The organism is Blautia sp. OF09-25XD, assembly GCF_003482095.1.
GTDB lineage: Bacteria > Bacillota > Clostridia > Lachnospirales > Lachnospiraceae > Fusicatenibacter > Fusicatenibacter saccharivorans.
In genome coordinates this window covers 41,411-68,400 of record NZ_QUMG01000006.1, presented here as the reverse complement: position 1 = coordinate 68,400, position 26,990 = coordinate 41,411, and the positions used below count along the sequence as shown (strand labels likewise).

General features: G+C 48.7%; 22 protein-coding genes, 1 tRNA gene and 5 pseudogenes. 24 read left to right on the top strand and 4 right to left on the bottom strand.

The features are described 5' to 3' along the window. The first annotated feature begins 11 nt into the window (after positions 1–11). The 5 genes from coaE to DXA93_RS20870 all read left to right on the top strand — a co-directional run bounded on the left by coaE (position 12) and on the right by DXA93_RS20870 (position 3,612). Positions 12–611 (top strand): dephospho-CoA kinase, encoded by a 600-nt coding sequence (coaE, locus tag DXA93_RS06720; protein ID WP_117510320.1) that lies wholly within the window; start codon positions 12–14, stop codon positions 609–611. Then, positions 598–1,395 carry an MBL fold metallo-hydrolase gene (locus DXA93_RS06715; RefSeq protein ID WP_117761781.1) on the top strand — a complete coding sequence of 266 codons (798 nt, stop codon included), beginning with the start codon at positions 598–600 and terminating at the stop codon, positions 1,393–1,395. The genes coaE and DXA93_RS06715 overlap by 14 nt, the downstream gene beginning before the upstream one ends. A 99-nt stretch (positions 1,396–1,494) precedes the next feature. Continuing rightward, the gene (locus tag DXA93_RS06710) at positions 1,495–1,767 is read left to right on the top strand and encodes an ACT domain-containing protein (RefSeq protein ID WP_022462719.1); all 273 of its coding nucleotides are present in this window, start codon (positions 1,495–1,497) and stop codon (positions 1,765–1,767) included. 19 nt (positions 1,768–1,786) lie between these two features. Then, on the top strand, positions 1,787–3,151 hold the full coding sequence (locus tag DXA93_RS06705; protein ID WP_055267333.1) for a PFL family protein: 1,365 nt from the start codon (positions 1,787–1,789) through the stop codon (positions 3,149–3,151). Between the two features lie 221 nt (positions 3,152–3,372). Beyond that, entirely contained in the window at positions 3,373–3,612 is a 240-nt protein-coding gene (locus DXA93_RS20870) for a hypothetical protein (RefSeq protein ID WP_430409883.1), read from the top strand. On the opposite strand, the pseudogene DXA93_RS18340 reads toward DXA93_RS20870, so the two are convergent. Next, positions 3,533–3,715: pseudogene (locus DXA93_RS18340) on the bottom strand (IS66 family transposase); the annotation flags it as partial. The gene DXA93_RS20870 and the pseudogene DXA93_RS18340 overlap by 80 nt on opposite strands. A 479-nt stretch (positions 3,716–4,194) precedes the next feature. Between DXA93_RS18340 and DXA93_RS06690 the strand changes: the two are divergent. The 4 genes and pseudogenes from DXA93_RS06690 to DXA93_RS17960 all read left to right on the top strand — a co-directional run bounded on the left by DXA93_RS06690 (position 4,195) and on the right by DXA93_RS17960 (position 8,127). Continuing rightward, the gene (locus tag DXA93_RS06690) at positions 4,195–6,369 is read left to right on the top strand and encodes a hybrid sensor histidine kinase/response regulator (RefSeq protein ID WP_119207899.1); all 2,175 of its coding nucleotides are present in this window, start codon (positions 4,195–4,197) and stop codon (positions 6,367–6,369) included. 24 nt (positions 6,370–6,393) lie between these two features. After that, positions 6,394–7,131 (top strand): annotated as a pseudogene (locus DXA93_RS20865) (substrate-binding periplasmic protein). A gap of 257 nt (positions 7,132–7,388) precedes the next feature. Next, complete coding sequence (locus DXA93_RS06675) at positions 7,389–7,694, top strand: response regulator (protein WP_416822167.1); 306 nt, start codon at positions 7,389–7,391, stop codon at positions 7,692–7,694. A 121-nt stretch (positions 7,695–7,815) separates the two neighbouring features. Further along, on the top strand, positions 7,816–8,127 hold the full coding sequence (locus DXA93_RS17960) for a hypothetical protein (protein ID WP_147326121.1): 312 nt from the start codon (positions 7,816–7,818) through the stop codon (positions 8,125–8,127). Here the strand turns inward: DXA93_RS17960 and DXA93_RS20860 are convergent. After that, on the bottom strand, positions 8,070–8,348 hold the full coding sequence (locus DXA93_RS20860) for a nucleotidyltransferase family protein (RefSeq protein ID WP_119207897.1): 279 nt from the start codon (positions 8,346–8,348) through the stop codon (positions 8,070–8,072). The two genes, DXA93_RS17960 and DXA93_RS20860, sit on opposite strands and share 58 nt — an antisense overlap. Next, a pseudogene (locus DXA93_RS06665) lies at positions 8,348–9,318 on the bottom strand (tRNA(Met) cytidine acetate ligase). Before DXA93_RS06665 ends, DXA93_RS20860 begins: the two are co-directional and overlap by 1 nt. A 215-nt stretch (positions 9,319–9,533) precedes the next feature. Here DXA93_RS06665 and pta point away from each other — a divergent pair. From pta to ilvA, 11 genes and pseudogenes are all read left to right on the top strand, one after another. Continuing rightward, on the top strand, positions 9,534–10,529 hold the full coding sequence (gene pta, locus DXA93_RS06660; protein WP_022462726.1) for a phosphate acetyltransferase: 996 nt from the start codon (positions 9,534–9,536) through the stop codon (positions 10,527–10,529). Positions 10,530–10,628: 99 nt separating this feature from the next. After that, a complete protein-coding gene (locus DXA93_RS06655; protein ID WP_119207895.1) occupies positions 10,629–11,825 on the top strand; it encodes an acetate kinase in 1,197 nt (398 codons plus the stop codon). A 74-nt stretch (positions 11,826–11,899) separates the two neighbouring features. Further along, complete coding sequence (locus DXA93_RS06650) at positions 11,900–12,427, top strand: YceD family protein (RefSeq protein WP_055267341.1); 528 nt, start codon at positions 11,900–11,902, stop codon at positions 12,425–12,427. A gap of 2 nt (positions 12,428–12,429) precedes the next feature. Continuing rightward, the gene (gene rpmF, locus DXA93_RS06645) at positions 12,430–12,609 is read left to right on the top strand and encodes a 50S ribosomal protein L32 (protein WP_022462729.1); all 180 of its coding nucleotides are present in this window, start codon (positions 12,430–12,432) and stop codon (positions 12,607–12,609) included. A gap of 207 nt (positions 12,610–12,816) precedes the next feature. After that, a complete protein-coding gene (locus DXA93_RS06640; RefSeq protein WP_055218872.1) occupies positions 12,817–13,602 on the top strand; it encodes a hypothetical protein in 786 nt (261 codons plus the stop codon). A gap of 228 nt (positions 13,603–13,830) precedes the next feature. After that, positions 13,831–14,870, top strand: a pseudogene (gene plsX / locus DXA93_RS06635) (phosphate acyltransferase PlsX). After that, positions 14,860–15,093, top strand: coding sequence for an acyl carrier protein (acpP, locus tag DXA93_RS06630; protein WP_117802558.1), 234 nt, complete (start codon positions 14,860–14,862; stop codon positions 15,091–15,093). Before plsX ends, acpP begins: the two are co-directional and overlap by 11 nt. Before the next feature lie 105 nt (positions 15,094–15,198). Beyond that, a complete protein-coding gene (rnc, locus tag DXA93_RS06625) occupies positions 15,199–15,891 on the top strand; it encodes a ribonuclease III (protein ID WP_055218876.1) in 693 nt (230 codons plus the stop codon). Positions 15,892–15,898: 7 nt separating this feature from the next. Next, positions 15,899–19,458: pseudogene (gene smc / locus DXA93_RS06620) on the top strand (chromosome segregation protein SMC). Positions 19,459–19,518: 60 nt separating this feature from the next. After that, positions 19,519–20,460: a signal recognition particle-docking protein FtsY gene (gene ftsY, locus DXA93_RS06615; protein WP_022462735.1), complete on the top strand. Its 942-nt coding sequence runs from the start codon at positions 19,519–19,521 to the stop codon at positions 20,458–20,460. Between the two features lie 35 nt (positions 20,461–20,495). Then, complete coding sequence (gene ilvA / locus DXA93_RS06610) at positions 20,496–21,707, top strand: threonine ammonia-lyase (protein WP_055219017.1); 1,212 nt, start codon at positions 20,496–20,498, stop codon at positions 21,705–21,707. A 124-nt stretch (positions 21,708–21,831) separates the two neighbouring features. Here ilvA and DXA93_RS06605 read toward each other — a convergent pair. Beyond that, positions 21,832–21,916: transfer RNA gene (locus DXA93_RS06605), tRNA-Leu, on the bottom strand. Between the two features lie 203 nt (positions 21,917–22,119). On the opposite strand from DXA93_RS06605, the gene DXA93_RS06600 reads away from it, so the two are divergent. The 4 genes from DXA93_RS06600 to DXA93_RS06585 all read left to right on the top strand — a co-directional run bounded on the left by DXA93_RS06600 (position 22,120) and on the right by DXA93_RS06585 (position 26,891). Beyond that, on the top strand, positions 22,120–23,127 hold the full coding sequence (locus DXA93_RS06600; RefSeq protein WP_055218880.1) for a deoxyguanosinetriphosphate triphosphohydrolase: 1,008 nt from the start codon (positions 22,120–22,122) through the stop codon (positions 23,125–23,127). 16 nt (positions 23,128–23,143) lie between these two features. Next, complete coding sequence (gene dnaG / locus DXA93_RS06595; RefSeq protein WP_055228390.1) at positions 23,144–24,922, top strand: DNA primase; 1,779 nt, start codon at positions 23,144–23,146, stop codon at positions 24,920–24,922. A 105-nt stretch (positions 24,923–25,027) separates the two neighbouring features. After that, positions 25,028–26,170, top strand: coding sequence for an RNA polymerase sigma factor RpoD (gene rpoD, locus DXA93_RS06590; RefSeq protein ID WP_055228389.1), 1,143 nt, complete (start codon positions 25,028–25,030; stop codon positions 26,168–26,170). A 22-nt stretch (positions 26,171–26,192) separates the two neighbouring features. Continuing rightward, positions 26,193–26,891, top strand: coding sequence for a tRNA (adenine(22)-N(1))-methyltransferase (locus tag DXA93_RS06585; RefSeq protein ID WP_118594896.1), 699 nt, complete (start codon positions 26,193–26,195; stop codon positions 26,889–26,891). Positions 26,892–26,990 lie beyond the last annotated feature (99 nt).

Here is a 26,990-nt window from a genome sequence, read left to right as displayed (position 1 = left end):
GATACAAAAGAATGAAAGTTTTTGGAATTACAGGCGGCGTTGGCGCCGGAAAAAGCGAAGTGCTCACGTACCTTGGACAGAATTATGATGCAACGGTGATCCAGGCGGACGAGGCAGGTTACCTTGTGATGCTGCCGGGCGGCGAATGCTATGGAGAAATTGTGAAGCTGTTCGGCAGACAGATCACCACAGAGACCGGTGAACTTGACCGGAAACGGATTGCTGAGATCGTTTTTCAGGACGAAGAAAAGTTAAAAGCCCTGAATGCGATCGTTCATCCGGCGGTAAAACGGTATATCAAAAAAGCCATTGCAGCCGCGGAAAAAGCAGGGACGGAATACGTCTTTGTGGAGGCCGCACTCTTAATCGAAGAAAAATATGATGAAATTTGTGATGAACTGTGGTATATTTATGCGGATGAAGAAGTCCGGAAGGAGCGATTGATCGAAGGACGCGGCTATTCCGAGAAGAAAGTTCGCGAAATCATGGCAAATCAGCTTTCCGAGGATGAATTCAGCAGCCACTGCGATTTTGAAATCGACAACAGCGGCGATTTTGAGGAAACAAAAAAACAGTTAGACCATAGGATGAAAAAATATGAAACTTTGTAGTATTGCAAGTGGTTCGAGCGGAAACTGCATTTTCGCGGGAAGCGAGACCACAAGCCTTCTGATCGATGCGGGCATCAGCGGAAAGCGCGTGGAGGCGGGACTGGCTGTTCTCGATCGCAGTGCGAAGGAGCTGGACGGCATTCTCGTGACACATGAGCATTCCGATCATATCCAGGGCCTTGGCGTGCTGGCGCGCCGGTACGGTATTCCGATTTACGCAACGGATGGAACAATTCAGGCGATGCAGCAGACGAAGAGCCTTGGAAAGTTCCCGGAGGGGATTTTCCACATGATTCACGCGGATGACACGTTTACACTGGGAGACATCGCCGTACATCCGTTTACGATCTCTCACGATGCGGCAGAGCCGGTCGGCTACCGGATGGAGTCCGGCGGGAAATCAATTGCGATCGCGACGGACCTTGGTGTCTACAGCGATTACACGGTTCAGAATCTGACCGGGCTGGATGCCGTTTTGTTAGAGGCAAATCACGACGAGAACATGCTTGCGGTCGGACCGTACCCGTATCCGTTAAAACAGCGGATCGCCGGGGCGAAAGGCCATTTATCGAACCTGGCGGCAGGCCATCTCCTCTGCGAGATTCTGCACGACAATCTGCAGGAAGTGCTGCTCGGTCATCTGAGCAAGGAAAATAATTATGAGGCACTGGCCTTTGAAACCGTGGCCTGCGAGGTCACAACGGGTGATAATCCGTATCACTCGGGTGATTTTCATCTCGCTGTCGCTAAAAGAAGCGAAGTATCACCGTTAATTGAGGTTTAAATATACATTTTTAGAGCTACATACCATGTTTTTCGCAAGGCCGCCATTACCGGTTTTTCCGGGGCTTTGACATAAAACCAGAAAAAGGAGAATGGAAACATGAAGAAGACAATTATCACTGTCGTAGGCAAGGACACCGTGGGCATTATCGCAAAGGTATGTAATTATCTGGCAGAGAACCAGGTAAACATCGAAGACATTTCTCAGACGATTGTGCAGGGATATTTCAACATGATGATGGTAACGGACGTCTCCAAGAGCGAGAAATCCAACGCAGAGCTTGCAAAAGATCTGGAGGAGCTTGGAAGCTCCATCGGCGTTGTCATCCGCTGCCAGCATGAAGATATTTTCAATATGATGCACCGTATCTAAAGCGAAGGAGAAAAACGACATGATAAATCTGTTTGAAGTAAAGGAAACGAACGAGATGATCGAAAAAGAGAATCTGGACGTTCGTACCATTACCCTTGGAATCAGTCTTATGGACTGTATCGACTCCAATCTTGACAAGCTGAACCGCAAAATCTACGACAAAATCACGACGACTGCCAGAAATCTGGTTTCCGTAGGTGAGGAGATCGAGGGCGAGTTCGGTATTCCGATTGTAAACAAGAGAATTTCCGTTACCCCGATTGCCTTAGTCGGCGCAGCAGCCTGCAGAACGCCGGAGGATTTCGTGACGATTGCACAGACTCTGGACCGTGCGGCAAAAGAAGTCGGCGTCAATTTCCTCGGCGGCTATTCTGCTCTGGTAAGCAAAGGTATGACGACAGCAGATGAGCTTCTGATCCGTTCTATCCCGCAGGCACTGGCTGTTACGGATTTTGTCTGCAGCTCCATCAACCTTGGCTCTACCAAAACCGGTATCAACATGGATGCTGTCAAACTGATGGGTGAGATCATCAAGAAGACGGCGGAGGCAAGCAAAGAGAACAACTGCCTTGGATGCGCAAAACTCGTTGTTTTCTGCAATGCACCGGACGACAACCCGTTCATGGCAGGCGCTTTCCACGGCGTAACCGAGGCGGATGCCATCATCAATGTCGGCGTTTCCGGCCCTGGTGTTGTCAAACATGCTCTGGAAAAAGTACGCGGCGAGAACTTTGAGGTACTCTGCGAGACGATCAAGAAGACCGCATTTAAGGTAACGCGTGTCGGCCAGCTCGTTGCACAGGAGGCTTCCAAGCGGCTGAACATTCCGTTTGGTATCATTGACCTTTCCCTGGCACCGACTCCGGCGATCGGAGATTCCGTTGCGGATATCCTTGAGGAGATCGGCCTCGAGCACGCAGGTGCACCGGGAACGACAGCAGCGCTGGCACTTCTGAACGATCAGGTGAAAAAGGGCGGTGTTATGGCATCTTCCTATGTCGGCGGTCTCTCCGGCGCATTCATCCCGGTTTCTGAGGACCAGGGTATGATCAACGCAGTCAACGACGGCGCACTGACCATTGAAAAACTCGAGGCAATGACCTGTGTCTGCTCCGTAGGTCTTGATATGATCGCCATCCCGGGAGACACGAAAGCATCGACCATCTCCGGAATCATCGCAGATGAGCTTGCCATCGGTATGGTCAACCAGAAAACAACGGCAGTCCGCCTGATTCCGGTCATCGGAAAAGGCGTGGGCGAGACCGTAGAATTCGGCGGCCTCCTCGGCTATGCACCGATCATGCCGGTCAACAACTTCTCCTGCGAGGCATTCGTCAACAGAACAGGAAGAATCCCGGCACCGATTCATTCGTTTAAAAACTAAAGAGAAAGCTGAAAAGCCGGCAGTGATCCTGAATGGAAAGGATCGCTGCCGGCTTTTTTTACTATCTGCGCAAATAAAAATAGTAATTTTAAGGAATGTATAGTATGATATATTACATACTGATAATTTTACTCGCAACCCATAAAAAGTGTAAGAAAAAATGAATTATTACGGGGAACTTCAGCGATAGCAGCCGTTGTTCTAGCAATACCTCTGCGGATGTGCATGTGAAGGCCGCCATAGAAAACACAAAGTATTATTTGAACAAAAACGGCAAAATGCAGACTGGCTGGCAGAAGATCGGTGGAAAATGGTATTACATGGATAAGAACGGAGCGCTGCAGGAATCTAAATGGATCAGCGGAATTTATTATGTAAAAGTCGATGGGCAGTCCGTTCGTCTGATGAAAGACCGGAAAGCTTTCCTTCCTCCCGGTAAATCGCACGGATCGGGTTCATGATGAGGTACAAAACAGACTGTTTCCTCAGATCTTTCGGTATGACCTCCAGTGCCTCATGGAACTTGCGCCTGTAATGTACCCAGCACCCTGCGATCTTCAGATCTCCAAAATATGATGTTCCTCAACTTCGACTTTTCAGGCACAAAGCGGTAACATCTTGATATGGCATCTGGAAGCTGTTTTCATTCTTTTTGCCGATCTGTTTTTTCTTTTTGGCTGCTCTTATTGGACAGCACGATCTGTTCCATCATCAGCTGCATCTTATCATTGCGGGTCTGTGTCTGTTTTGTCAGTTCCTCCATCTGATCCTGAAGACAGAGAAACAGAAGAAAATATATCTGCCGAAAGTCCATTTCCGTTTTTGATACACATCACTGGAACTTCGGGCACAGTTGCTGTTCTTTTTTTGCTTTTAACGCTAAAAGGTAATGTTTTTCTTGTGTGCAGTAAAGTGTTAGAGTATAATAAAACCAGTTTTTTTGCATAAGTTTAGGCGGAGAATCCTGCCGTAGCAGGATCCTTTCTTACGGTGTTATTTCACAGACGTAACCATAATAGTTTTACTGCAGGGGGGGATAGAAAATGAAAACAAAAGAGATTCAGGAACTCTATCAAATAAAATTACATAGTATGGACACGATCCTGCATCAGATATCGCTTATGGATCAGGTGGAAAATGAGCAGGAGCTGTCAGAAATTATTCACTCTTTGTTGCAGGCGATTGGAAACTATACAGGGGCAGACCGGGTATATGTTTTTGACTGGGAAACTGATCAGAAGGACAGTCTGAGCAATGCATTTGAATGGTGTGCCGATGGAGTGGCACCAGAGATAGATAACCTTCAGGCAATCCCGGTCAGTTCGATGCCGAACTGGGTGAAACGATTTGAAAACAAGGAAGTAATCGTGATTCATGATCTGGAAGCGACAAAAAATTCTGAACCGGAAGAATATGAATTGTTAAAAACACAGGAAATATGTTCCTTGATTGCGGTGCCGATTTATGCCAATCATCAGATGAATGGATTCATCGGGGTAGATAATCCTGATTTGAGGCAGAATGAGATTTCCATTACACTGCTGTCTGATGTTGGCGGACATCTTGGATGTGTGAGGGAAAATCTGAAAAGTACGGTACTGTTGAAAAAGGCTCTTGATGAGGCGACAAAGAGGTCAGAGATTATTGCCGCAATTGCTACGTTGTATGTAACAATCGTACAAGCCAATGTTAAAGAGCGGACATATGAGCTTTTGAAAGGCCATGACCTTGTGCAAAAAATCCTTGGACAAAAGGGGAAAATTGATGATGTTATGGAAAGACTTCCAACAGCATTTGCCGCCCAGGAAGAGAGAGAAAAACACCGGGAGTTTCTTGACTTTGATACATTGACAGAGAGACTTCGTAATACGAATTCTGTTTCGATTGAATTTATGGGAGTAAACGGAGAATGGCGGCTGGCCAGATTTATTGTAAAGAGCAGAGATGCACATGGAAACGCTGTGGATGTGCTTTATGTCGTACGAGATATTACGGAAGAAAAATCACGGGAACTCATGTATCAGAAACAGTTTAAGGAAAGCATGGAAGATGCTCATCGCGCGAATCTTTCAAAAACAGCCTTTCTCCGGCGTATGAGCCACGATATCCGTACACCGCTAAACGGAATCGTGGGGATGATCCATATCGCTGAAAAATATAACAATGATGTGGTCAAGTTAAGGGAATGCAGGAAGAAGGTACTTCAGTCCGCCGATTATCTGCAAAATCTGATCAACAATGTCCTGGATATCAGCAAACTGGAATCCGGTTCCCTTGTGTTGGAACATAAATCCTTTGATCTGGCAGAACTGTTAAGGAATAATCTGACGGTTGTTGCAATGAGTGCTTATGAGAATGGTGTAAGATTTGAAGGCGGCGTGGAAGCAAGCACAATCCGCCACAGATATTTGATTGGAAGTCCGGTACATCTGAGCAGGGTTTTAATGAATCTTTCTTCCAACGCGATTAAATACAATCATTTTCATGGAACAGTGAATGTTCATTGCGAAGAATTATCGGATGATGGGAATATAGCTGTTTTTCAGTTTGTATGTTCAGATACCGGTCTTGGTATGAGTGAAGAATTTCAAAAACATGCGTTTGATGCTTTTGCGCAGGAAGGCAAACAGTCAACTACAACATTCAGTGGCTCCGGTCTGGGACTTTCGATTGTCAAAGATATTGTTGAACGGATGGGTGGAACGATAGAACTGGAAAGCGAAGAAAATGTAGGAAGCACGTTTACGGTTACGGTTCCATTTGAAATAGATTATTTGGTTGAAAATAATGATTCACAGAAGGACAGCTACTCACAGGACATGGATCTGTCAGGAAAACGGGTGCTTCTTGTTGAAGATAATGTCATTAATATGGAGATAGCCCATGAAATCCTGGGGGAGGAGCATCTGAACATTACAGAAGCGAAAAACGGAAAAGAGGCACTTGAAATATTTCAGAATTCCAGGTTGGATGAGTATGATGTCATCATCATGGATGTGATGATGCCGGTCATGGATGGGCTGGAAGCAACAAAAGCAATTCGTATGCTGGAACGTGAAGATGCCAAAAAGATTCCAATCATTGCCATGACGGCAAATGCTTTTGAGGAAGATCGGAAAGCATGTCTGGAGGCCGGGATGAATGAACATATTGGAAAGCCGATTGATATTCCGCGATTAAAAAGAGCGATCACAAAACTGCTGACAAAAAAGGGGTAGTAAACGCAAAAACATAATCATTCATTGAAATTAAGAAAAACTATAGTAATTTTATTAGGACTTTTGATATTTAGCAGTCACCCTGGCAGGGTGCAAAAACACAGATAACACGAAAGAAGAAACCGAAAAGCCTGTTATTACCCTCGGCAGCGACAGCTATCCACCATACAATTATCTGAATGAGGATGGTGTACCGACAGGAATTGATGTAGAACTGGCTACGGAAGCATTCAAAAGAATGGGATAACAGGTGAAGGTTGTCCAGATCAACTGGGAGGAGAAAAAAGAACTGGTGGAGAGCGGCGAGATTGATTGTATCATGGGCTGTTTTTTCTATGGAAGGACGTCTTGACGATTACCGCTGTCCAGTCCACAACCAAACCGGAAAGCATCTTTCTGAACCGGACGGATGAGAGGATCCCAAAGCTGGGAAATCTGATCATCCTGGGACACCGGGAGCTGATCTATACGTTTCTGGGAAAAGGATATGTAGATGCGGTTGCTGCACACGAGGAATCTATCGTTCAGTATAGGAAGGATTATGATGCAAGCTTCCGTATCCTGGAAGAGCCTCTGATGATCACCGGAATAGGCGTTGCTTTTGCAAAAGAGGATGACAGGGGAATCTGTGAGCAGATGGGCCAGACACAGGAAGAGATGCGTCTGGATGGCACATCCCTGAAAATCATTGAAAAATACCTGGATGATCCCCAGAAGTATCTGGAGGTGGAGAAAAACGGATCCAGTTGCTCGGCGGTCTGATAGGAATCTGTGTAGCTGTAGTCTCTCTGTTTTATTTCTTCCACGCAGAAAAAGCAGAAGCAGAGAAAAGAATGGTGGAGATTGTAAACTATGTGAAAGTGCAGTGTTCCACTACACCCATTATAATGAATCTTCGGAATCCAAAAGTCTCCTCCGTGCCATTGAAAGTGCCAGACAAATGAGTACAAATATTAAAATGGAAACAGAAAACGGCGGGCAGCTAAGAGAGGATTTCCTGAAAGAAAAAAGGTGCCGACGTGACAAAAACATGGGATGGTCAGGAAGCTGTTGAACTGTTCAGAAATAGTGAACTTGGTGAATTTGATGTCATTCTTATGGACATTATGATGCCGGTCATGAATGGTTATGAAGCTACAAAGATGATTAGGTCTCTGGACAGAGAGGATGCAAAGAAAATACCGATCATTGCAATGACAGCAAATGCGTTCACGGAGGACAGAATAAGGGCAAAAGAAGCAGGGATGAATGAACATGTTGCTAAGCCTGTTGATGTGGAATTACTGATGAAAGTAATTTATAGCGGGAGTGCTATGAAGCATTAATAGTACATGAGAAAACAAGGAGGAATTCAGTTGTTGGAGAAAGCGGTTCAGGCTGCAATATATGAAAAAGCTCTTAAAAATCATTATATAGAAATCCTGTACATTGATTTTGAAGATACTCATGCGTTATGCATCTGGCAATATAGATGATCTTAATCGGATAAAACAGCAGATGACGATGGAAGCAATCACACAGGGAACAGCAGAACACATCATGCATCATGTTATGATCAATTTTATACTGAATGGTGAGATGCGTTTCATGCAGTTTGACTTTACAAGAGAAAGTGCAGATACAAAAAATGTTTTCCTGTTTGTGGAGGACTATACAGTTCCACAGCAGCAGATGATGCTGCTGCTGGAAAAAAGCTGGTTCTATAACAGAACCAGCTTTTTTGTGTATTCATGGACGAACGGTGTCCCTGTTTTGTGAGAACGGACAGTCTCGTAAAAAAGAGAGGCCTGTATATCGCTCTCAAAGGCGGCAAGTGCATCGCCGGTAAGAAGCCGCGGGGCGTCGGCTGCCTTGGTAATGAGCGGCAGAGAAGAACGTCTTTTAATCTCTTTTAACAATGCACCGGCACTTTTTCGGAAACCGAGAACACGGTTATAGCCGGCCGGGTACAATGTTTTCTGGTTCAGAAGCAGATGCATCAGGCGCGGCTGATGCGGGTATACGTCATTTCCTTTGTTTTAAGCTGCATGGCGAATTCTGAAAATGAGGAACATGCATAACGCAGGCGGAGGATACGGTTGGCAAGATCCGGCGAAAGATCAAGATAAGAGGAAAGGGATTCCTCGTTTCTGTGAGGAGCCGCGCGGCGAGGAGCAGGCTGAAATCATCGCTGGAAAGCAGGCCGTGTGCGGTGACGGCGTCCTGGAAAGCGGGATAGACTGCTTCCGGCATGCAGGAGGCGAGCGCGGACAGTTCCGGATCCTTATGCGGATTGGAAAAAAGAAGATTCCGCATTGCTGTAGCAGAAGGGAGTGCCTGTGTGAAAAGCGCTCCTTCGTGGTAGCCGCTGCCCTCCCGGCGGATCGTTACCGGCCGAATGCGGCTTTGTGACAGCAGAAGTGCCTGGACATATTCAATGCCTAAAATATTGTTTGGTTCTTTTAAAAAGGTATCAAGTTCTTCTTTTGAAAGCGAAGAGAAGGAAGCGCTGTCAGAAAAATAAGCGGAAAGTGCCTGTGCGCGCGCCGTCGGGAAGGAAAGTCCGTTCCGAAGCAGACCGGAGAGCAGCTCACGGTATTCCTCCGGCTCGTGGAGCAGAACATCAGCGAGTTCCAGAAACGGCGCCGTGTCTCCATATTCACTGCCAAAGCAGAGAAAATCGACACAGCCAAGCGCAGTAAGAAGCGATACCGCCCCGCGTGCGAAATGCTGTGCACTGCCGAGTGCAAAGTGACACGGAAGCTGTAAGATAAGGTCCGCGCCGCCAAGAAGCGCCAGCTCCGCACGGTCGTGTTGGTCAAGAATCGCAGGTGCGCCGCGCTGGACGAAATCGCCGCTCATAATCACGACAAGATAGTCCGCCCCGGTCAGTTCCCTGGCTTTTGCCAGCTGATAAGCATGGCCGTTATGAAAAGGATTATATTCTGCAATGACTGCGGTAATGGTCATAAAACGTACCTTCTTTCGAAAAAAATAGCACGATTCCAAATAGAGAGGAACCGCGGATCACATAGCCCTATCGTAACAAAAACAGAAAAGGAATGCAAGAATTCCTCCGTTTTGGATTTTTTGTCCAGTTGTTTTGAATTTTATACTTGCGAAAGGGCAAAAAGCGTACTACAATGAGAATATCGAGTAAATTTATCGAAAGGAGTCAAAAGATCATGGGATTTATTGACACAATTAAAGCAAGAGCAAAAGCAGACAAAAAAACAATTGTACTGCCAGAGTCAGAAGACAGAAGAACATATGAGGCTGCTGCACAGATCCTGAAAGAGGACCTTGCAAATCTGATCATCATCGGAAGCGAAGAGGCAGTAAAGAAAGGCAGCGAGGGACTGGATGTCTCCAAAGCTACTATTGTAGATCCAGAGAAAAACGAGAAAACACAGGCTTATGTAGATAAGCTGGTAGAGCTTCGTGCAAAGAAAGGCATGACTCCGGAGAAAGCAAGAGAGACCATCCTGAATGACTATACATATTATGGCGTTATGATGGTTAAAATGGGAGATGCAGACGGACTTGTTTCCGGTGCCTGCCATTCTACCGCAAATACCCTTCGTCCATGCCTGCAGATCTTAAAGACCAAACCGGGCACAAAACTCGTATCCGCATTCTTCCTGATGGTAGTTCCGGACTGCGAGTACGGCGATGACGGTGTATTCGTATTCGGTGACTGCGGTCTGAACCAGAACCCGAATCCGGAAGAGCTGGCTGCAATCGCAGAGTCTTCCGCAGAGTCCTACCGCATGCTGACCGGAAACGAGCCAAGAGTTGCTATGCTTTCCCACTCCTCCAAAGGAAGTGCAAAACATGCTGATGTAGACAAAGTTGTTGAGGCTACCAGAATTGCAAAAGAAGCAAACCCGGATCTCGCTCTCGACGGCGAGCTGCAGCTTGATGCAGCAATCGTTCCGAGCGTAGGTGCATCCAAAGCTCCGGACAGCAAAGTAGCAGGAAAAGCAAACGTTCTGATCTTCCCGGATCTGGATGCCGGAAACATCGGATACAAACTGGTACAGAGACTGGCAAAAGCAGAAGCATACGGCCCAATGACGCAGGGTATCGCAGCTCCAGTCAACGATCTGTCCCGTGGATGCTCCGCAGAGGATATCGTTGGTGTTGTAGCAATCACTGCTGTACAGTGCCAGGCACAGTAAGCACGAAATAAAACCAATTACAAGCGGTTTTCTGGCCGGCTGCGGAGAACAGGCCGGCCAGAAGTTTTAATAAGACTTTTAAAATAGGAGAATTTAGAAATGAACGTATTAGTAGTAAACTGCGGAAGTTCCTCTCTGAAATTCCAGCTGATCAATTACGATAACCGTGACGTCCTGGCAAAAGGACTCTGTGAGAGAATCGGTATCGACGGACGCCTCGTTTATGAGCCAAAGAACGGCGAAAAAGAGGTAACAGAAGCAGCAATGCCGACACACGTAGAGGCAATCCAGATGGTTCTGGACGCTCTGGTAAACGAGAAGAGCGGCGTCATCAAGAGCCTGGAAGAAGTAGATGCCATCGGACACCGCGTTCTGCACGGCGGAATGAAGATCACAAACTCTGTTATCATCGATGACGAAGTAATCAAAGTTATCGAGGAGTGCGCTGACCTTGGTCCTCTGCACAATCCGGCAAACCTGATGGGAATCAATGCCTGCATGAAACTGATGCCGGGCGTTCCGAACGTAGCAGTATTTGATACCGCATTCCATCAGACCATGCCTCCGAAAGCATATATGTACGGTATTCCGAAAGAGTACTATGAGAAATACGCAATCCGTAAATACGGCTTCCACGGAACTTCTCATAAATTCGTATCCAAGAGAACCGCAGAGTTCCTTGACAAAGACTACAACGATCTGAAGATCATCGTATGCCATATGGGAAATGGTGCTTCCCTTTCCGCTGTAAAGAACGGCAAATGTGTAGATACCTCCATGGGCCTTACCCCGCTTGAAGGTGTGATCATGGGAACCCGTTCCGGAGATATCGATCCAGCTTTTGTTGAGTATCTGTGCAACAAAGAGAACCTGACCGTATCCGAGGTTCTGAACATTCTGAACAAGAAATCCGGTATGCTCGGCATGACCGGCATCTCCAGCGATTACCGTGATGTATCTGCAGCAGCAGAGGCAGGCAATCAGGATGCCATCAACTGTCTGGAAGCATACGCTTACCGCATTATCAAATACATCGGTTCCTACATCGCAGCTATGGGCGGCGTAGATGTGATCACCTTCACCGCAGGCCTTGGAGAGAACGCTATTCCGCTTCGTGAGACCATCTGCAAAGCATTTGAGTTCATGGGTCTGGAATTCGATTCTGAGGCAAATAACTGCCGCGGCGTTGAGAAGATCATCACCAAAGAAGGCTCCAAGATTACAGCATGCGTGATCCCGACCAACGAGGAAATCGCAATCTGCGAGGAGACTGTAGAGTTAGTAAAAGGAAAATAAAAAATAATTCAAAAAGCAGTTGACAATTCTTACCTTCCCGGGTATAATTGGTAAAGTGTGATTAGGAGAACAATATGAAAATCAGTCTGACCAAGTTATTTGCGCAGGACGGAAAGTCCGAAAAGTATGAAATTCCGCTTACATCCGAAACTTTTTCGATCGGCGGGCAGGACTATCGGGTAATCGAAAAACATCCTGTTATCCTTGGCCTTACGCATGAAGGCAATCGTGTGATCACGATCACCGGCAGCGCAGACCTTACAATGGAGATTCCATGTGCAAGATGCCTGACACCGGTAGCGACTCCATTCCAGCTCGAGTTCGATCTGCAGATTGATCTGAATCTGTCAGAGGAAGAACGCGAGGAGAAAGAAGAGGACTCTTCGTTTGTGGAGGGAGACGAGCTCGATGTGGAAGAACTGGTTCGTAATGAGCTCATAGTCCAATGGCCGATTCGAGTGCTGTGTAAAGATGACTGTAAAGGAATCTGCAGCCGTTGTGGTGCGAATCTGAATATTCAGACCTGTGACTGTGATACCACAGGGCTAGACCCCCGAATGGCTGCAATCAAAGATATATTCAGCAAATTTAAGGAGGTGTAACTATGTCCATTTGTCCTAAGAATAAATCTTCCAAAGCAAGACGCGATAAGAGAAGAGCAAACTGGAAAATGTCTGCTCCGAACCTTGTAAAATGCAGCAAATGTGGTGCTCTTATGATGCCGCACAGAGTTTGCAAAGCTTGTGGTTCTTACAACAAAAAAGAAGTCGTTGCAATGGACTAATATCCATAAATCGGAATCAGTTCCGATGTGCAATGCAGCAAAAGGCTCCCGTCACCGGGGGCTTTTTTGCTGTCTCTGCGGGTTGTCTGGAAGCGTCATATAAAAGATTTGACGTGGTGTGTCGTGATGTGCTATAATGGTCTCGGTGAGAATTGAAACAATATTGCAACATTTTCGTAACAATTATAAAAAAGGAGTGCAAAGCATATGAAGAATAGACGAATCATATTTCTGGCAGCATGCATGTGCAGTGTAGTATTCCTCTCAGGATGTTCCACAGACAGTCTGATGGATAAAATGATGGGAACTGAGACGACGGTTTCGTCTTCGGCCAGTGTAGATATTTCAAAAGAGGACAGCGATGCTGTTCATGTAGATGCCAATCTGGAAAAGCCGGTTTTTTCGGTAAATCCGGTGGAGAGCCTGCAGATTCCCGTTGGAAATACATCTGGAAAGCTGACTTGTGAGGCAGGAATAACGGGAGAAGGCACAGTAACATATCAGTGGTATAAGAACAACGTAAATTCCAACGGCGGAGGAACGCCGATTGAAGGCGCAACAGAAGTGACATACCAGGTCGATACTTCGGCGGAGGGCAAAGATTACTATTACGTTGTGGCAACAAACACGGTTGGAAATACCGTTTCCATGGCGACGAGTACGGTAACAGAAGTTACGGTAATTCCGGCAGGGAAATGGGTTCAGAATGAAAACGGATGGCAGTATCAGAATAATGATGGAAGCTATGCAACCAATACCTGGCAGAATATCGACGGCTACTGGTACGTGTTTGATGAAAATTCATACATGGTGACAGGATGGTACTGGAGCGGAGAAGAATGGTATTATCTGGCGGACAACGGTCAGATGCAGACCGGCTGGTTCACGCAGGATGGTGAGGAATATTATCTGGATCCGGATACCGGTGTCATGGCACGGAATACAACCATAGACGGTCATGAGATGAATTCGAGCGGAGTCAAGGTTTCTTAAGAAAAATAAGACAAAACAGAGCGGGTGGATTTTGGAAAGATAAATCCACCCGCTTTTTTGGAATACAGGAGAAAGCGCGGATGGGCATTTGTGCTTGATTTTTGCAAAGGAGTTTAGTATAGTTAATACAGCACTTGCATGAGTGCTTTTAGAGCGTGGTTGAAAACGGTTTTTTGAAAGAAAAAGAGTTTTCAAACGCGCTTTAGAAAAGAGAAAAGAGGAAAAAACATGAGTGACTTAGTCAGAGTTGCAGTGGACGCGATGGGCGGCGATTATGCGCCTGCGGAGCCGGTAAAAGGCGCCGTTGAGGCCGTAAACGCAGATGAACGTGTCAAAGTCCAGCTGGTCGGCCAGGTGGATGTCATCGAAAAAGAACTGCAGAAATATACGTACCCGAAGGAGCGGGTTGAGATCGTTCCGGCAACCGAGATCATTGAGACGGGAGAGCCGCCGGTCAATGCGATCCGCCACAAAAAAGATTCTTCGATCGTTGTCGGCATGAAAAAAGTGCGCTACGGAGAGGCAGACGCGTTTGTCTCATCAGGAAGCACCGGAGCAGTCCTGGTCGGCGGACAGACGATCGTAGGACGCATCAAGGGCGTAGAGCGCCCGCCGCTGGCTCCGCTGATCCCGACGAAAGACGGTGTATCCCTTCTGATCGACTGCGGTGCGAATGTTGATGCAAGACCGTCCCATCTGGTGCAGTTTGCCATGATGGGTTCCATCTATATGGAACACGTTGTCGGCATTAAAAATCCGCGTGTGGGAATCGTGAATATCGGTGTGGAAGAAGAAAAAGGAAACGCGCTCGTCAAAGAGACGTATCCGCTTCTGAAAGAAACCCCGTATATCAACTTTGTCGGCAGTATCGAAGCAAGAGAAATTCCAAACGGAGCCGCAGACGTTGTTGTCTGTGAGGCGTTTGTCGGAAACGTTATCTTAAAGCTGTATGAGGCGTCGGCGCGACCCTGATTTCCAAGGTAAAACAGGGCATGATGACATCTCTGCGCAGTAAAATCGGAGCCCTTCTTGTGAAACCGGCGCTGAAAGAGACACTGAAGTCTTTTGATGCCAGTGAGTACGGCGGAGCACCGCTGCTTGGCTTAAAAGGACTCGTTGTAAAAACGCACGGAAGCTCAAAAGCCAACGAATTTAAAAATTCCATTCTCCAGTGCATTTCATTTAGCGAGGAGAAGATTCCGCAGAAAGTGCAGGAGCATCTGGCAGACTATAAGAGCAGCAGGGAGGCAGCGAAAGATGGAATTTGAGAAATTACAGGAGATCATTGCGGATGTATTAAACGTAGATCCGAATGAAGTAACCATGGAGACAACCTTTACAGATGATCTGGGAGCGGATTCCCTGGATGTATTTCAGATTGTGATGGGAATTGAAGAAGAATTTGATATCCAGATCGAAGCAGAAGAAGCAGAGCACATCGTATCGGTTGAGGATGCGGTGGAAGCGATCAAAAAGAAACTGGCAGAATAATAGAAAATGGCGAAGGGGCTGTTTGCTACAGGACAGCCCCTTTGTTACCGTCCGCAGAACACCTGCAAACGGTAACTATGAGGAAGGACAGGCTTAAAACAGGTTATGAATAATATTGATAAACTCGTGGATTTGGAAAAGAAGATCCAGTATAAATTTCAGGATTTCGGACTGCTGGAGATGGCGATGCGCCATTCTTCCTACGCAAATGAGCACCATATGGAGCGCCTGGAGTGCAACGAGCGTCTGGAGTTCTTAGGAGATGCCGTGCTGGAAGTTGTATCCAGCGAATTTTTATACAAGACATTCCCGCGTCTCCCGGAGGGCGAGATGACGAAAAAACGCGCCAGCCTCGTCTGTGAACCGGCACTGGCATTCTGTGCCCGTGAGATTGACCTTGGAAGCTTTCTACTCCTTGGAAAGGGCGAGGAGGCAACCGGCGGCCGTCACCGCGATTCCATCGTTTCGGATGCTATGGAGGCAACGATCGGTGCGATTTTCCTGGACGGCGGCTTTGAACCGGCAAAAACGTTCGTTCTGAACTATATCTTAAACGATATCGAACACAAACAGCTTTTCTACGACAGCAAAACGATTCTGCAGGAGCTGATCCAGGGTGAGACGGATGAAGAGATTGTTTACACCATCTTAAAAGAAGAGGGACCGGATCACGACAAGAGCTTCTGGGCACAGGTCAGCGTCGGAAAGAAAGCGCTCGGTACCGGAAAGGGCAGAACGAAAAAAGCGGCAGAACAGGCAGCGGCATACGATGCAATTCTTGCCAGAAAAAAAGCGTAGGTGAATTATGTATCTCAAATCCATTGAAATGCAGGGATTTAAGTCGTTTGCCAACAAAACCATTCTGCAGTTCCACGACGGTATTACCGGCGTTGTAGGGCCGAACGGCAGTGGAAAGAGCAATGTTGGCGATGCGGTGCGCTGGGTGCTCGGCGAACAGAGCGCCAAGCAGCTCCGCGGCGGAAATATGCAGGATGTTATTTTCTCCGGAACCGAGACGAGAAAGCCGCTCGGCTACGCGTCGGTTGCAATTACACTCGACAATTCCGACCACAAGCTGAATGTCGATTTCGAGGAAGTCACGGTGACGAGACGGCTCTACCGCTCCGGTGAGAGCGAGTATCTGATGAACGGCGCATCGTGCCGGTTAAAGGACATCAACGAGCTGTTCTACGATACCGGTATCGGAAAAGAAGGCTATTCCATCATCGGACAGGGTCAGATTGATAAGATTTTAAGTGGTAAGCCGGAAGAGCGCCGGGAGCTGTTTGACGAGGCGGCAGGAATTGTCAAATTCAAGAGAAGGAAGGCCGTGACCGAAAAGAAGCTGGCGGAAGAGCAGCAGAATCTGGTGCGCGTCAACGACATTCTCTCGGAACTGACAAGGCAGTTAGAGCCGCTGGAACGCCAGTCTGAGACGGCAAAGATTTATTTAAAGAAGAAAGAGGAATTAAAGCTCCTCGATATCAATATGTTTCTGCTCGAGATGGAGCGCATCCGGAACGATCTCGCGAAAGTAGAAGACCGGTACCGGATTACAGAAGAGCAGTTAAAGAGCACGAAAGAGGCTTTTGAGCATACGAAGCAGGAGTATGAAAAGCTGGAACAGGAGCAGGAAAAACTGGACCAGACGATTCTTTCTGCGCGCGATCAGGCGGGGGAGAATGCACTGAAACGTCAGCAGCTCGAAAACCAGATCGAGGTGTTGAACGAGCAGATTCATGCATCAGAGAGGAACAGCGACACATTAAGAGAACGTCTGGAGGCGATCCGCGCGGAGAGCCGCACAAAGACGGCAGAAAAAAATACATATCAGGCAGAAAAGGACGGGCTTCATGAAGCACTTCTTGCGTCAGAGACGGAAAAGAGTGAGAAAGAGGCCGCTCTCTCGGAATGCCAGGAGCAGATCCAGGCAGTCGAGCTGCAGAGTGAACAGGATAAGAGCGAAGTCATCGGCCTTCTGAACCAGCGGGGTTCCACGAAGGGAAAAATGCAGCGCTACGATGCGATGCTCGAGCAGATCGGCATCCGAAAGGCAGAATTAAGCCAGAGGGTGCTGCATTTAAAGACGAGCGAGTCCGAACAGAACGGGCAGATGGAAGAACTGCAGAACGCGTTTGAAGCGCTCGAAGAGACGGTAAGCAGCCTGAAACAGCAGTACCAGGAGGCAGATCAGAAGATTACCGCGCTGACGGCGGATCTCTCGAACCAGACGAAAGAGATGGAAGCCGGCCAGACCAATTACCACAGAGAAGCGTCAAGGCTCGAATCCTTAAAGAACATCACCGAGCGGTACGACGGCTATGGAAACAGTATTCGGAAGGTCATGGAGCAGAAAGACCGGAATCCCGGCATCCACGGCGTTGTGGCGGATCTTCTGCAGGCGGAGAAAAAGTACGAGACGGCGATCGAGACCGCACTTGGCGGCAGCATTCAGAATATTGTCACCGACAATGAGGCGACGGCGAAATACCTGATTGAATACCTGAAACGGGGCCATTTCGGCCGTGCGACGTTCCTTCCGCTCACCAGTATGCGCGGGAAAAAAACGCAGGTGAATGAGGATGCGGCAAGAGAAACTGGTGTGCTCGGTGTGGCAAATGCACTTGTTTCGTACGACCCGGTGTATGAGGGCCTTGTGGCACAGCTGCTTGGAAGAACGCTGGTGGTCGACACGATCGACCATGCCATTGTGATCCAGCGGAAATACCGTCAGACGCTCCGCATGGTAACCCTCGAGGGCGAGCTCTTGAGCCCGGGCGGTTCCATGACAGGAGGTTCGTTCCGGAACAACAGCAACCTGCTCGGAAGACGGCGTGAGATTGAGGAACTCGAAAAGAGCGTACAGGGTCTTGCGAAGGAACTGCGGGAAATCCAGCAGGAACTTGAAGAGAAGAAAAATAAGCGGAATGAAATCCGCGATCTCCGCACCGAACTGAATGAAAAACTGCAGCGGCAGTACATCGAGCAGAATACGGTGCGCCTGAATCTGGAAAAAGCGCGCGAGAAAAAGACGGAAATCCGTCTGGATTTTGAAGCGCTTCAGAAGGAGAGTCTCGAGATTGAAAATCAGATCGCCGAGATTGAGCGGAACCGGAAAGTCATCGGTCAGGAAATGCAGGAATCGGTGGAGCGGGAAAGCACGCTACAGGAGAATATCCAGAAGGCACAGGAGGCGCTTACAGGCTTCGCCGCCGGGAAGCAGAATATACGAAGGATCTTGAAGAAATCCGGTTAAATTACGCAAATCTGTCCCAGAAGGATGGATTCCTTGCCCAGAACATCCGCCGTCTTGAGGAAGAGACGGGAAAACTGGAAGCGGAAAGCCGCACCATGCTGGAAAAAGCGGCGGAGGAAAAAGACGATGTCAAAAGGAAACAGCAGGACATCGTGGAGATCCAGAAGACGATTGCAGCAGCAGTGCAGGCAAAAGAAGAGGAAGACCGCCGGATTGTGGAACTGCAGGAGAAAAAAGAAGCATTAAGCGCAGATCACAAAGAATTTTTCGAGAAGCGGGATCAGCTCTCCGACCAGATTTCCCTGATGGACAAAGAGTGCTTCCGTCTGAACAGCCAGAAAGAAAAGCTGGAGGAGACAAAAGAGGCACAGACCTCGTATCTCTGGGAAGAGTACGAAGTGACACCGGGCCACGCAAGAGAGTTCCAGATGGAGGAGATTCCGGAGCGCAGTGAATTAAAGCGGCGTGTGCTGGAAGTAAAAGATGCGATCCGGAAGCTTGGCTCTGTCAATGTGAATGCGATTGAGGAGTACAAAGAGATTTCGGAGCGCCACGCCTTTCTCGATGCACAGCACACCGATCTTGTCAAGGCGGCAGAGACACTGCAGGGCATCATCGATGAGCTGGATGCCGGTATGCGCAAGCAGTTCACGGAAAAATTCGAGGAGATCCGGAAAGAGTTTGACCGCGTGTTCCGCCAGCTGTTCGGCGGCGGAAAGGGAACGCTGGAACTCGAGGAGGACACGGATGTACTCGAGGCAGGTATCCGCATCATTTCCCAGCCGCCGGGAAAGAAACTGCAGAATATGATGCAGCTCTCCGGAGGCGAGAAGGCACTGACCGCGATTGCGCTGCTTTTTGCAATCCAGAACTTAAAGCCGTCCCCGTTCTGTTTACTTGACGAGATCGAGGCGGCGCTCGACGATTCCAACGTAACGCGTTTTGCACAGTATCTGCATAAGCTGACAAAAAATACCCAGTTCATCGTCATCACCCACAGGCGCGGTACGATGACGGCGGCAGACCGTCTGTACGGCATCACGATGCAGGAGAAGGGTGTTTCTACCCTTGTTTCTGTCGATTTGATCGAGGGAGAACTGGACAAATAGAAACGAATAAGATACAATACGAAAGAAGTAAGATAGAAAAGATAAAGGGAGGCGAACGGTATGGCGGAGGAGAAAGTAGGCTTTTTCAAACGTCTTGTCAACGGTCTGACGAAGACCCGAGACAGCATTGTAGCTGGAATTGATTCTATTTTCAGCGGCTATTCCAATATTGATGACGATTTTTATGAGGAGATCGAGGAGATTCTCGTCATGGGAGATATCGGCATCAATACAACGACCAAAATTATTGACCACTTAAAAGAGCGGGTGGCAGAAGAGCACATTACCGATCCGGCAGAGTGCAAACAGCTTCTGATCGAGAGCATCAAAAAACAGATGGATGTAGGCGATACAGCCTATGAATTTGAAAACCGGAAATCGGTAGTGCTGGTGATCGGTGTCAATGGAGTCGGAAAAACGACCTCCGTCGGAAAGCTGGCCGGCCTTCTGAAGGATCAGGGCAAAAAGGTTGTTCTTGCGGCAGCAGATACGTTCCGTGCAGCGGCAGGCGAGCAGCTCACGGAGTGGGCGCACCGCGCCGGCGTGGATATCATCGGCGGACAGAACGGAGCAGATCCGGCGTCCATCGTGTACGATGCAGTCGCAGCGGCAAAAGCCAGAAATGCGGATGTGCTGATCTGTGATACGGCAGGAAGACTTCACAACAAGAAGAACCTGATGGAAGAGCTCCACAAGATTTACCGGATTCTGGAAAAAGAGTACCCAGAGGCATACCTGGAAACGCTGGTGGTGCTGGATGGTACCACGGGCCAGAATGCGCTGCAGCAGGCAAGACAGTTTGCGGAAGTGGCAAATGTCACCGGTATCATTCTGACGAAGCTGGACGGAACTGCAAAGGGCGGTATCGCCGTTGCCATCCAGTCCGAGCTTGATATTCCGGTCAAATACATCGGCGTGGGCGAGAGCATCCACGATCTGCAGAAATTTGATGCAGACCAGTTTGTAAATGCACTGTTCCATACATCCGAAGAGAATGCTTAAAAAGACAACAAGGAGAAAAGACTATGGCAGAAGAAATGCTGACACTCCCGAAATTTGAGGAAGCGTCTGAAATTGTAAAAAAAGTAACACAGGAGACCAAACTGGTTTACAGCAAATATTTCAGCGAGCAGACGGGAAATAAAGTCTACTTAAAACCGGAAAATATGCAGCTGACCGGCGCCTATAAGCTGCGCGGTGCCTATTACAAAATCAGCACCTTAAGTGAAGAGGAGCGCGCAAAAGGACTGATCACCGCATCTGCAGGAAACCATGCACAGGGCGTTGCGTATGCGGCAAAATGCTACGGTGCAAAGGCTGTCATTGTGATGCCGACGACCACACCGCTCATCAAAGTAGAGCGTACCCAGAGCTACGGCGCTGAGGTTGTTCTGTACGGAGATGTGTACGATGAGGCATGTGCAAAAGCATACGAGCTTGCAGCAGAGCATGGCTATACCTTTATTCACCCGTTCGATGATCTGACCGTTGCAACCGGCCAGGGAACCATCGCTATGGAAGTGATTCAGGAGCTTCCGCTCGTAGATTATATCCTTGTTCCGATCGGAGGAGGCGGACTGGCTACCGGTGTTTCCACACTGGCAAAACTGCTGAAACCAAACATCAAAGTCATCGGTGTTGAGCCGTCCGGAGCAGCCTGTATGAAGGCTTCTTTTGAAAAAGGCGAGGTAACGACCGTATCTCCTGTCAGCACAATTGCAGACGGTACTGCAGTACAGACACCGGGATCCAAGATTTTCCCGTATGTAAGACAGAACCTGGACGAGATCATTACCGTGGATGATGATGAGCTGATCGTAGCATTTCTTGATATGGTAGAAAACCACAAGATGATCGTCGAGAACTCCGGTCTTCTGACTGTGGCTGCATTAAAGCATCTGGATGTCAAAGGCAAAAAGATTGTTTCGATCTTAAGCGGCGGAAATATGGACGTCATCACCATGTCTTCCGTGATCCAGAACGGACTGATCCAGAGAGACCGTATCTTTACTGTATCCGTTCTTCTGCCGGATAAACCAGGCGAGCTGGTACGCGTTTCCCAGGTGATTGCAAACGAGAACGGAAACGTCATCAAACTGGACCACAACCAGTTCTTCACAACGAACAGAAGTGCTGCAGTAGAGCTCCGCATCACAATGGAGGCATTCGGCACCGATCACAAGAATCGTATCGTCAAAGCACTGGAAGAGGCAGGCTATACACCGAAGATTGTAAGACCGAATCTGTAAGAATAAAAATTGCAGAGAAAATTCTGAAAAAAGGAAAAATAAAAATCAGAGGAGATCCGAAAAAGAATTTCCTCTGATTTTTTTGAGAAGGAAAAAACCCTTGCATGCACAAGGGTTCTCATTCTGCGGAAGATGGGACTTGAACCCACACGATCGCAATGACCACCAGATCCTTAGTCTGGCCTGTCTGCCAATTCCAGCACTTCCGCATGTTCTTTAAGTTTTTGTCATCTCGCTGACGACAAGATGTATTATAGCACCAGAGTTGTAAGCCGTCAACACTTTTTTTGAAAAAATTTGAAAAATTTGAAAAATAAAAAAGGAAATCGGAATCGGGCACCGAATATAGGAAATAGGAGGACAATGAAAAGAACTGTTACAGGCATATTACCGGGAAAGAGGTGGTCTTCGTTTGAACTTGAGAGAATCGTTTGAAGAACGGGAATTTCAGGAGCTGAGTCCTTATGCGGCGCACAGCCGGAATTCCAGAGGAAGGGACCGATATGAACCGGAGTGTGACATCCGCACCGTCTACCAGAGAGACCGGGACCGGATTCTCCACTCCAAAGCCTTTCGCAGGATGAAAGACAAAACACAGGTGTTTCTCGCTGCGCAGGGCGATCATTACCGGACCCGCCTGACGCACACACTCGAGGTGTCCCAGATTGCCCGCACGATTGCGCGGGCGCTGAATCTGAATGAGGATCTGACCGAAGCCATTGCGCTTGGCCACGATCTCGGACACACGCCGTTTGGCCATTCCGGGGAAGCGGCGCTCAATGCGGTGCATCCCGGGGGCTTCCGCCACGCGGAACAGAGCGTCCGTGTCGTGGAGGTTCTAGAAAAGGAAGGACAGGGCCTGAACCTGACCTGGGAAGTGCGGGATGGAATTCTGAACCACCGCACGGCGGGAAAGCCGTCGACCCTGGAGGGACAGGTTGTGCGTCTCTGCGACAAGATCGCCTACATCCACCACGATATGGACGATGCCATCCGTGCCGGCATTTTAAGCGAGGATGACATCCCGATTACGATCCGCGTCGTCCTTGGCGATACATGCCGCGAGCGGCTCAATACGCTGATCCACGACATTGTGGAGCAGAGCCGCGGAACGGAGTATGTGCGCCAGTCGGCGGAGATTGCCGAGGGCATGCGCATGCTGCGGGAGTTGATGTTCGCGAACGTCTACCGCAACCCGGAGGCGAAAAAAGAGGAGGAGAAGGCAAAAAAGATGCTGATTTCCCTCTACACCTACTACCAGGAGCACCCGGAACAGATGTCCCGCGAGTACCGGAATCTGATCGGGTGCGGCGAGGACAAGACACAGGTAGTATGCGATTACATTGCCGGTATGACCGATCAGTATTCCATGCACAAATACGAGGAGCTGTTCGTGCCGAAAGCCTGGGCGGTTTATTAGATACAGGGAGGAAAAAATGCGATATTCCGATGATTTAGTGGAAGAGATTCGTATGAAAAATGACATCGTAGATGTGATATCCGGCTACGTAAAGCTGACAAGAAGAGGAAGCTCTTACTTCGGGCTCTGCCCTTTCCACAATGAGAAGTCCCCTTCCTTTTCCGTCAGCCCAGGAAAGCAGATGTATTACTGCTTCGGATGCGGAGCCGGAGGAAATGTTTTCACATTTTTGATGGAATACGAAAACTTCACGTTTGTGGAAGCCTTGAAATTTCTGGCCGACCGGGCCGGGGTGGAGCTTCCGCAGATGGAGTATTCGAAAGAAGCAAAGGAGCAGGCGGATTTAAAGAACACGCTGCTGGAAATCAACAAACAGGCGGCGAAATTCTATTATTACCAGCTCCACACCGAACGCGGAAAACAGGGCTACGATTACCTGAAGGGGCGCGGCCTTTCGGATGATACGATTCGAAAATTCGGCCTTGGCTATTCAGATAAGTATGGAAGCCTGCTGTACCGTTTCTTAAAAGAAAAAGGGTATGACGATGAAATCCTGCGTCAGTCGGGCCTTTTTCTGGCGGACGAGGTGCATGGCATGCAGGACAAGTTCTGGAACCGTGTCATTTACCCGATCATGGATGCCAACAGCCGTGTCATCGGCTTCGGAGGCCGTGTGATGGGGGATGGAAAGCCGAAATACCTGAATTCGCCGGAGACAAAGATTTTCGATAAGAGCCGCAATCTCTACGGGCTGCATCTGGCGCGCTCTTCACGGAGAAAAAATCTGATTATCTGCGAGGGCTATATGGACGTCATCTCCATGCACCAGGCAGGATTCAATAACGCGGTAGCTTCTCTTGGAACAGCACTCACATCGCTGCAGGCGGGGCTGATGAAACGGTATACCGACGAGGTTCTTGTGATCTATGACAGCGATGAGGCAGGCGTCAAAGCGGCGCTTCGTGCGATTCCGATGCTCAAAGGGGTTGGTCTTACAACGCGTGTCGTCAATTTGAGACCGTATAAGGACCCGGATGAGTTTATCCAGCACGAGGGCTGCGAAGCGTTCGAAAAACGTCTGGAAGAGGCGGAGAACAGCGTTTTGTATGAGATCCGCATGAAGGAACGCGATTTCGACCTTGCCGACCCGCAGGGCAAATCCGATTTCCTGCATGAGGCGGTGCGTCGTCTCGTTGCAATCGAGGATGAGATCGAGCGGAACAGTTATCTTGAGGCAGTGGCAGGAAAATACGGGATTGCCGTCGAAGTACTGCGAAAGCAGGTCGGTCAGATGGCACTATCAGGAGCCGGAAGGACGGAGCGTGTCAAGCCGCGGAATACAGCCGCAAACAAAAAAGAGAAAGAGGGCGGTGTCGAAAAAGCACAGAAGCTGATGCTGACATGGATGACCTCTTATCCGGCGCTCATTGGAAAACTGGAAAAATATATTACGCCGGAGGATTTTACCACACCTCTTTACCGCCAGATTGCAGAGATGATTGTGCTGCAGTATCACGAGGGCGGGGTGAATCCGGCAAAGCTTTTGAATCAGTTTGTTGATTCCGAGGAGCAGAAAGAAGTTGCAGGCCTTTTTAATGCCAGAATCCCGCTGGAGACAGAGGAGGAAAAACGGCGCGCGCTGCATGATGTGATCTGCAATATGAAAGAAAACAGCATTGCGTATCAGTCGGCACATATGAATGTGACCGATATGGCGGCGCTGCAGAAGCTGATGGCGGACAAAAAGAGCCTGGAGCGGTGGAAAGCAGGGGAACTTCCGGATTTCGCTTTTTAAGGAGGCCTGGATACCAAAGAAAAACCCTGGAATCTTCTGTTCTGCGTGTTTAATTTCGCAGGGCAGGGACAGAATATATACAAGCTATGGAAGGATGGACAGTCAATGGAGTTCGATAAAGCAAAATTTATGGAAAAATTAAAAGAGCTGGTAGCATACGGCAAAAAGAAAAAGAGCGTCCTGGAATATCAGGAAATCAACGACTTTTTCCGCGATATGCCGCTGGATGCGGAGCAGATGGAGAAGGTATTTGAATACCTGGAGGCAAGCGGTATCGACGTACTGCGCCTCTCCGATATGACCGAGGATCCAAATGCGGCAGACCGCGATCTTCTCCTTCTGGACGACGATGACATCGACCTTTCCGAGGAAGAAGAGATCGATATGGAAAACATCGACCTTTCCGTTCCGGAAGGCATCAGCATTGAGGACCCGGTCCGCATGTACTTAAAAGAGATCGGTAAAGTGCCGCTTCTTTCCGCAGAGGAAGAGATCAAGCTGGCACAGAGAATGGAAGAGGGCGATGAGGATGCGAAAAAACGTCTGGCAGAGGCCAACCTTCGTCTCGTTGTTTCCATTGCAAAACGTTATGTCGGCCGCGGCATGCTGTTCCTGGATCTGATTCAGGAAGGTAACTTAGGCCTCATCAAAGCGGTTGAAAAATTCGATTACCGCAAGGGATACAAATTCTCCACCTATGCAACATGGTGGATCCGCCAGGCAATCACAAGAGCGATTGCAGACCAGGCGAGAACGATCCGTATTCCGGTTCATATGGTAGAGACCATCAACAAGCTGATCCGCGTTTCCCGTCAGTTACTGCAGGAGTTAGGCCGCGAACCTACTCCGGAAGAGATCGCAGAGGAGATGCACATGTCTGTAGAGCGTGTGCGTGAGATCCTGAAAATCTCCCAGGAACCGGTTTCACTCGAGACACCAATCGGTGAGGAAGAGGACAGCCACCTCGGTGACTTCATCCAGGACGACAATGTGCCGGTACCGGCAGACGCGGCAGCATTCACCATGCTGAAAGAGCAGCTGGAGGATGTCTTAAGCACACTGACCGACCGTGAGCAGAAGGTTCTGCGTCTCCGTTTCGGACTTGACGATGGCCGTGCGAGAACCCTCGAAGAGGTTGGTAAAGAGTTCAACGTTACAAGAGAGCGTATCCGTCAGATTGAGGCGAAAGCGCTTCGAAAGCTCCGCCATCCGAGTCGTTCCAGAAAACTCAAAGATTATCTGGACTAAGTTTTCAGTCAGGAGAAAAGACATGCAGTTATCAAAAAGACTTTCCGCGGTAGCGGAGTTTGTCACCCCGGGCGGCTGCCTGGTCGATGTGGGAACAGATCACGGCTATGTGCCGATTGCGCTGCTGGAACAGAAGAAGATTTCCTCCGCAATCGCCATGGATGTGAACCGCGGACCGTTAGAACGGGCCAGGGAGCATATCACGCAGTATAACATGGGGGACTACATAGAAACACGGCTTTCCGATGGCCTTCATGCCCTGCAGGCGGGGGAGGGGGATTCTCTCCTCATCGCGGGCATGGGCGGCGGGCTCACCGTAAGGATTTTAAGTGAGGGTGAGCCGCTGCTGTCCGGCTTTGGTGAGCTGATTCTGGAGCCGCAGTCAGATATCGACCGCGTGCGCGCATGGCTGCTGGAGCACGGATTTTACCTTGCACAGGAGAATTTCGTGGAGGAGGATGGAAAATACTATCCGATTCTGCGGGCAGTGCATGGGGAAAAGGAAGATCTGAAGGCGGAGGAGCTTTTCTATGGACCACGTCTTCTGGAAAACCAGAATCCGGTGCTGTTGGAATATCTGCAGAAGCAGCAGAACCAGAACAGAATGCTGATCGGCCAGCTCTCTGGCAATCCGGGGGAGAAGGCGACACAGAGGCTTTGTGAATTAAAAGAAAAAGAGGCAATACTGGAATCTGCGCTTGCGCGGTTCCATACGATGTAACGACAGCGTTTTATCATGAGGAGGCGTGTCTGAAAATTTCAGGTTTTATAATTTTCGGGCGCGCCTTCGTTTTTACTTCTGAATTTTCAGAAAGTTTTG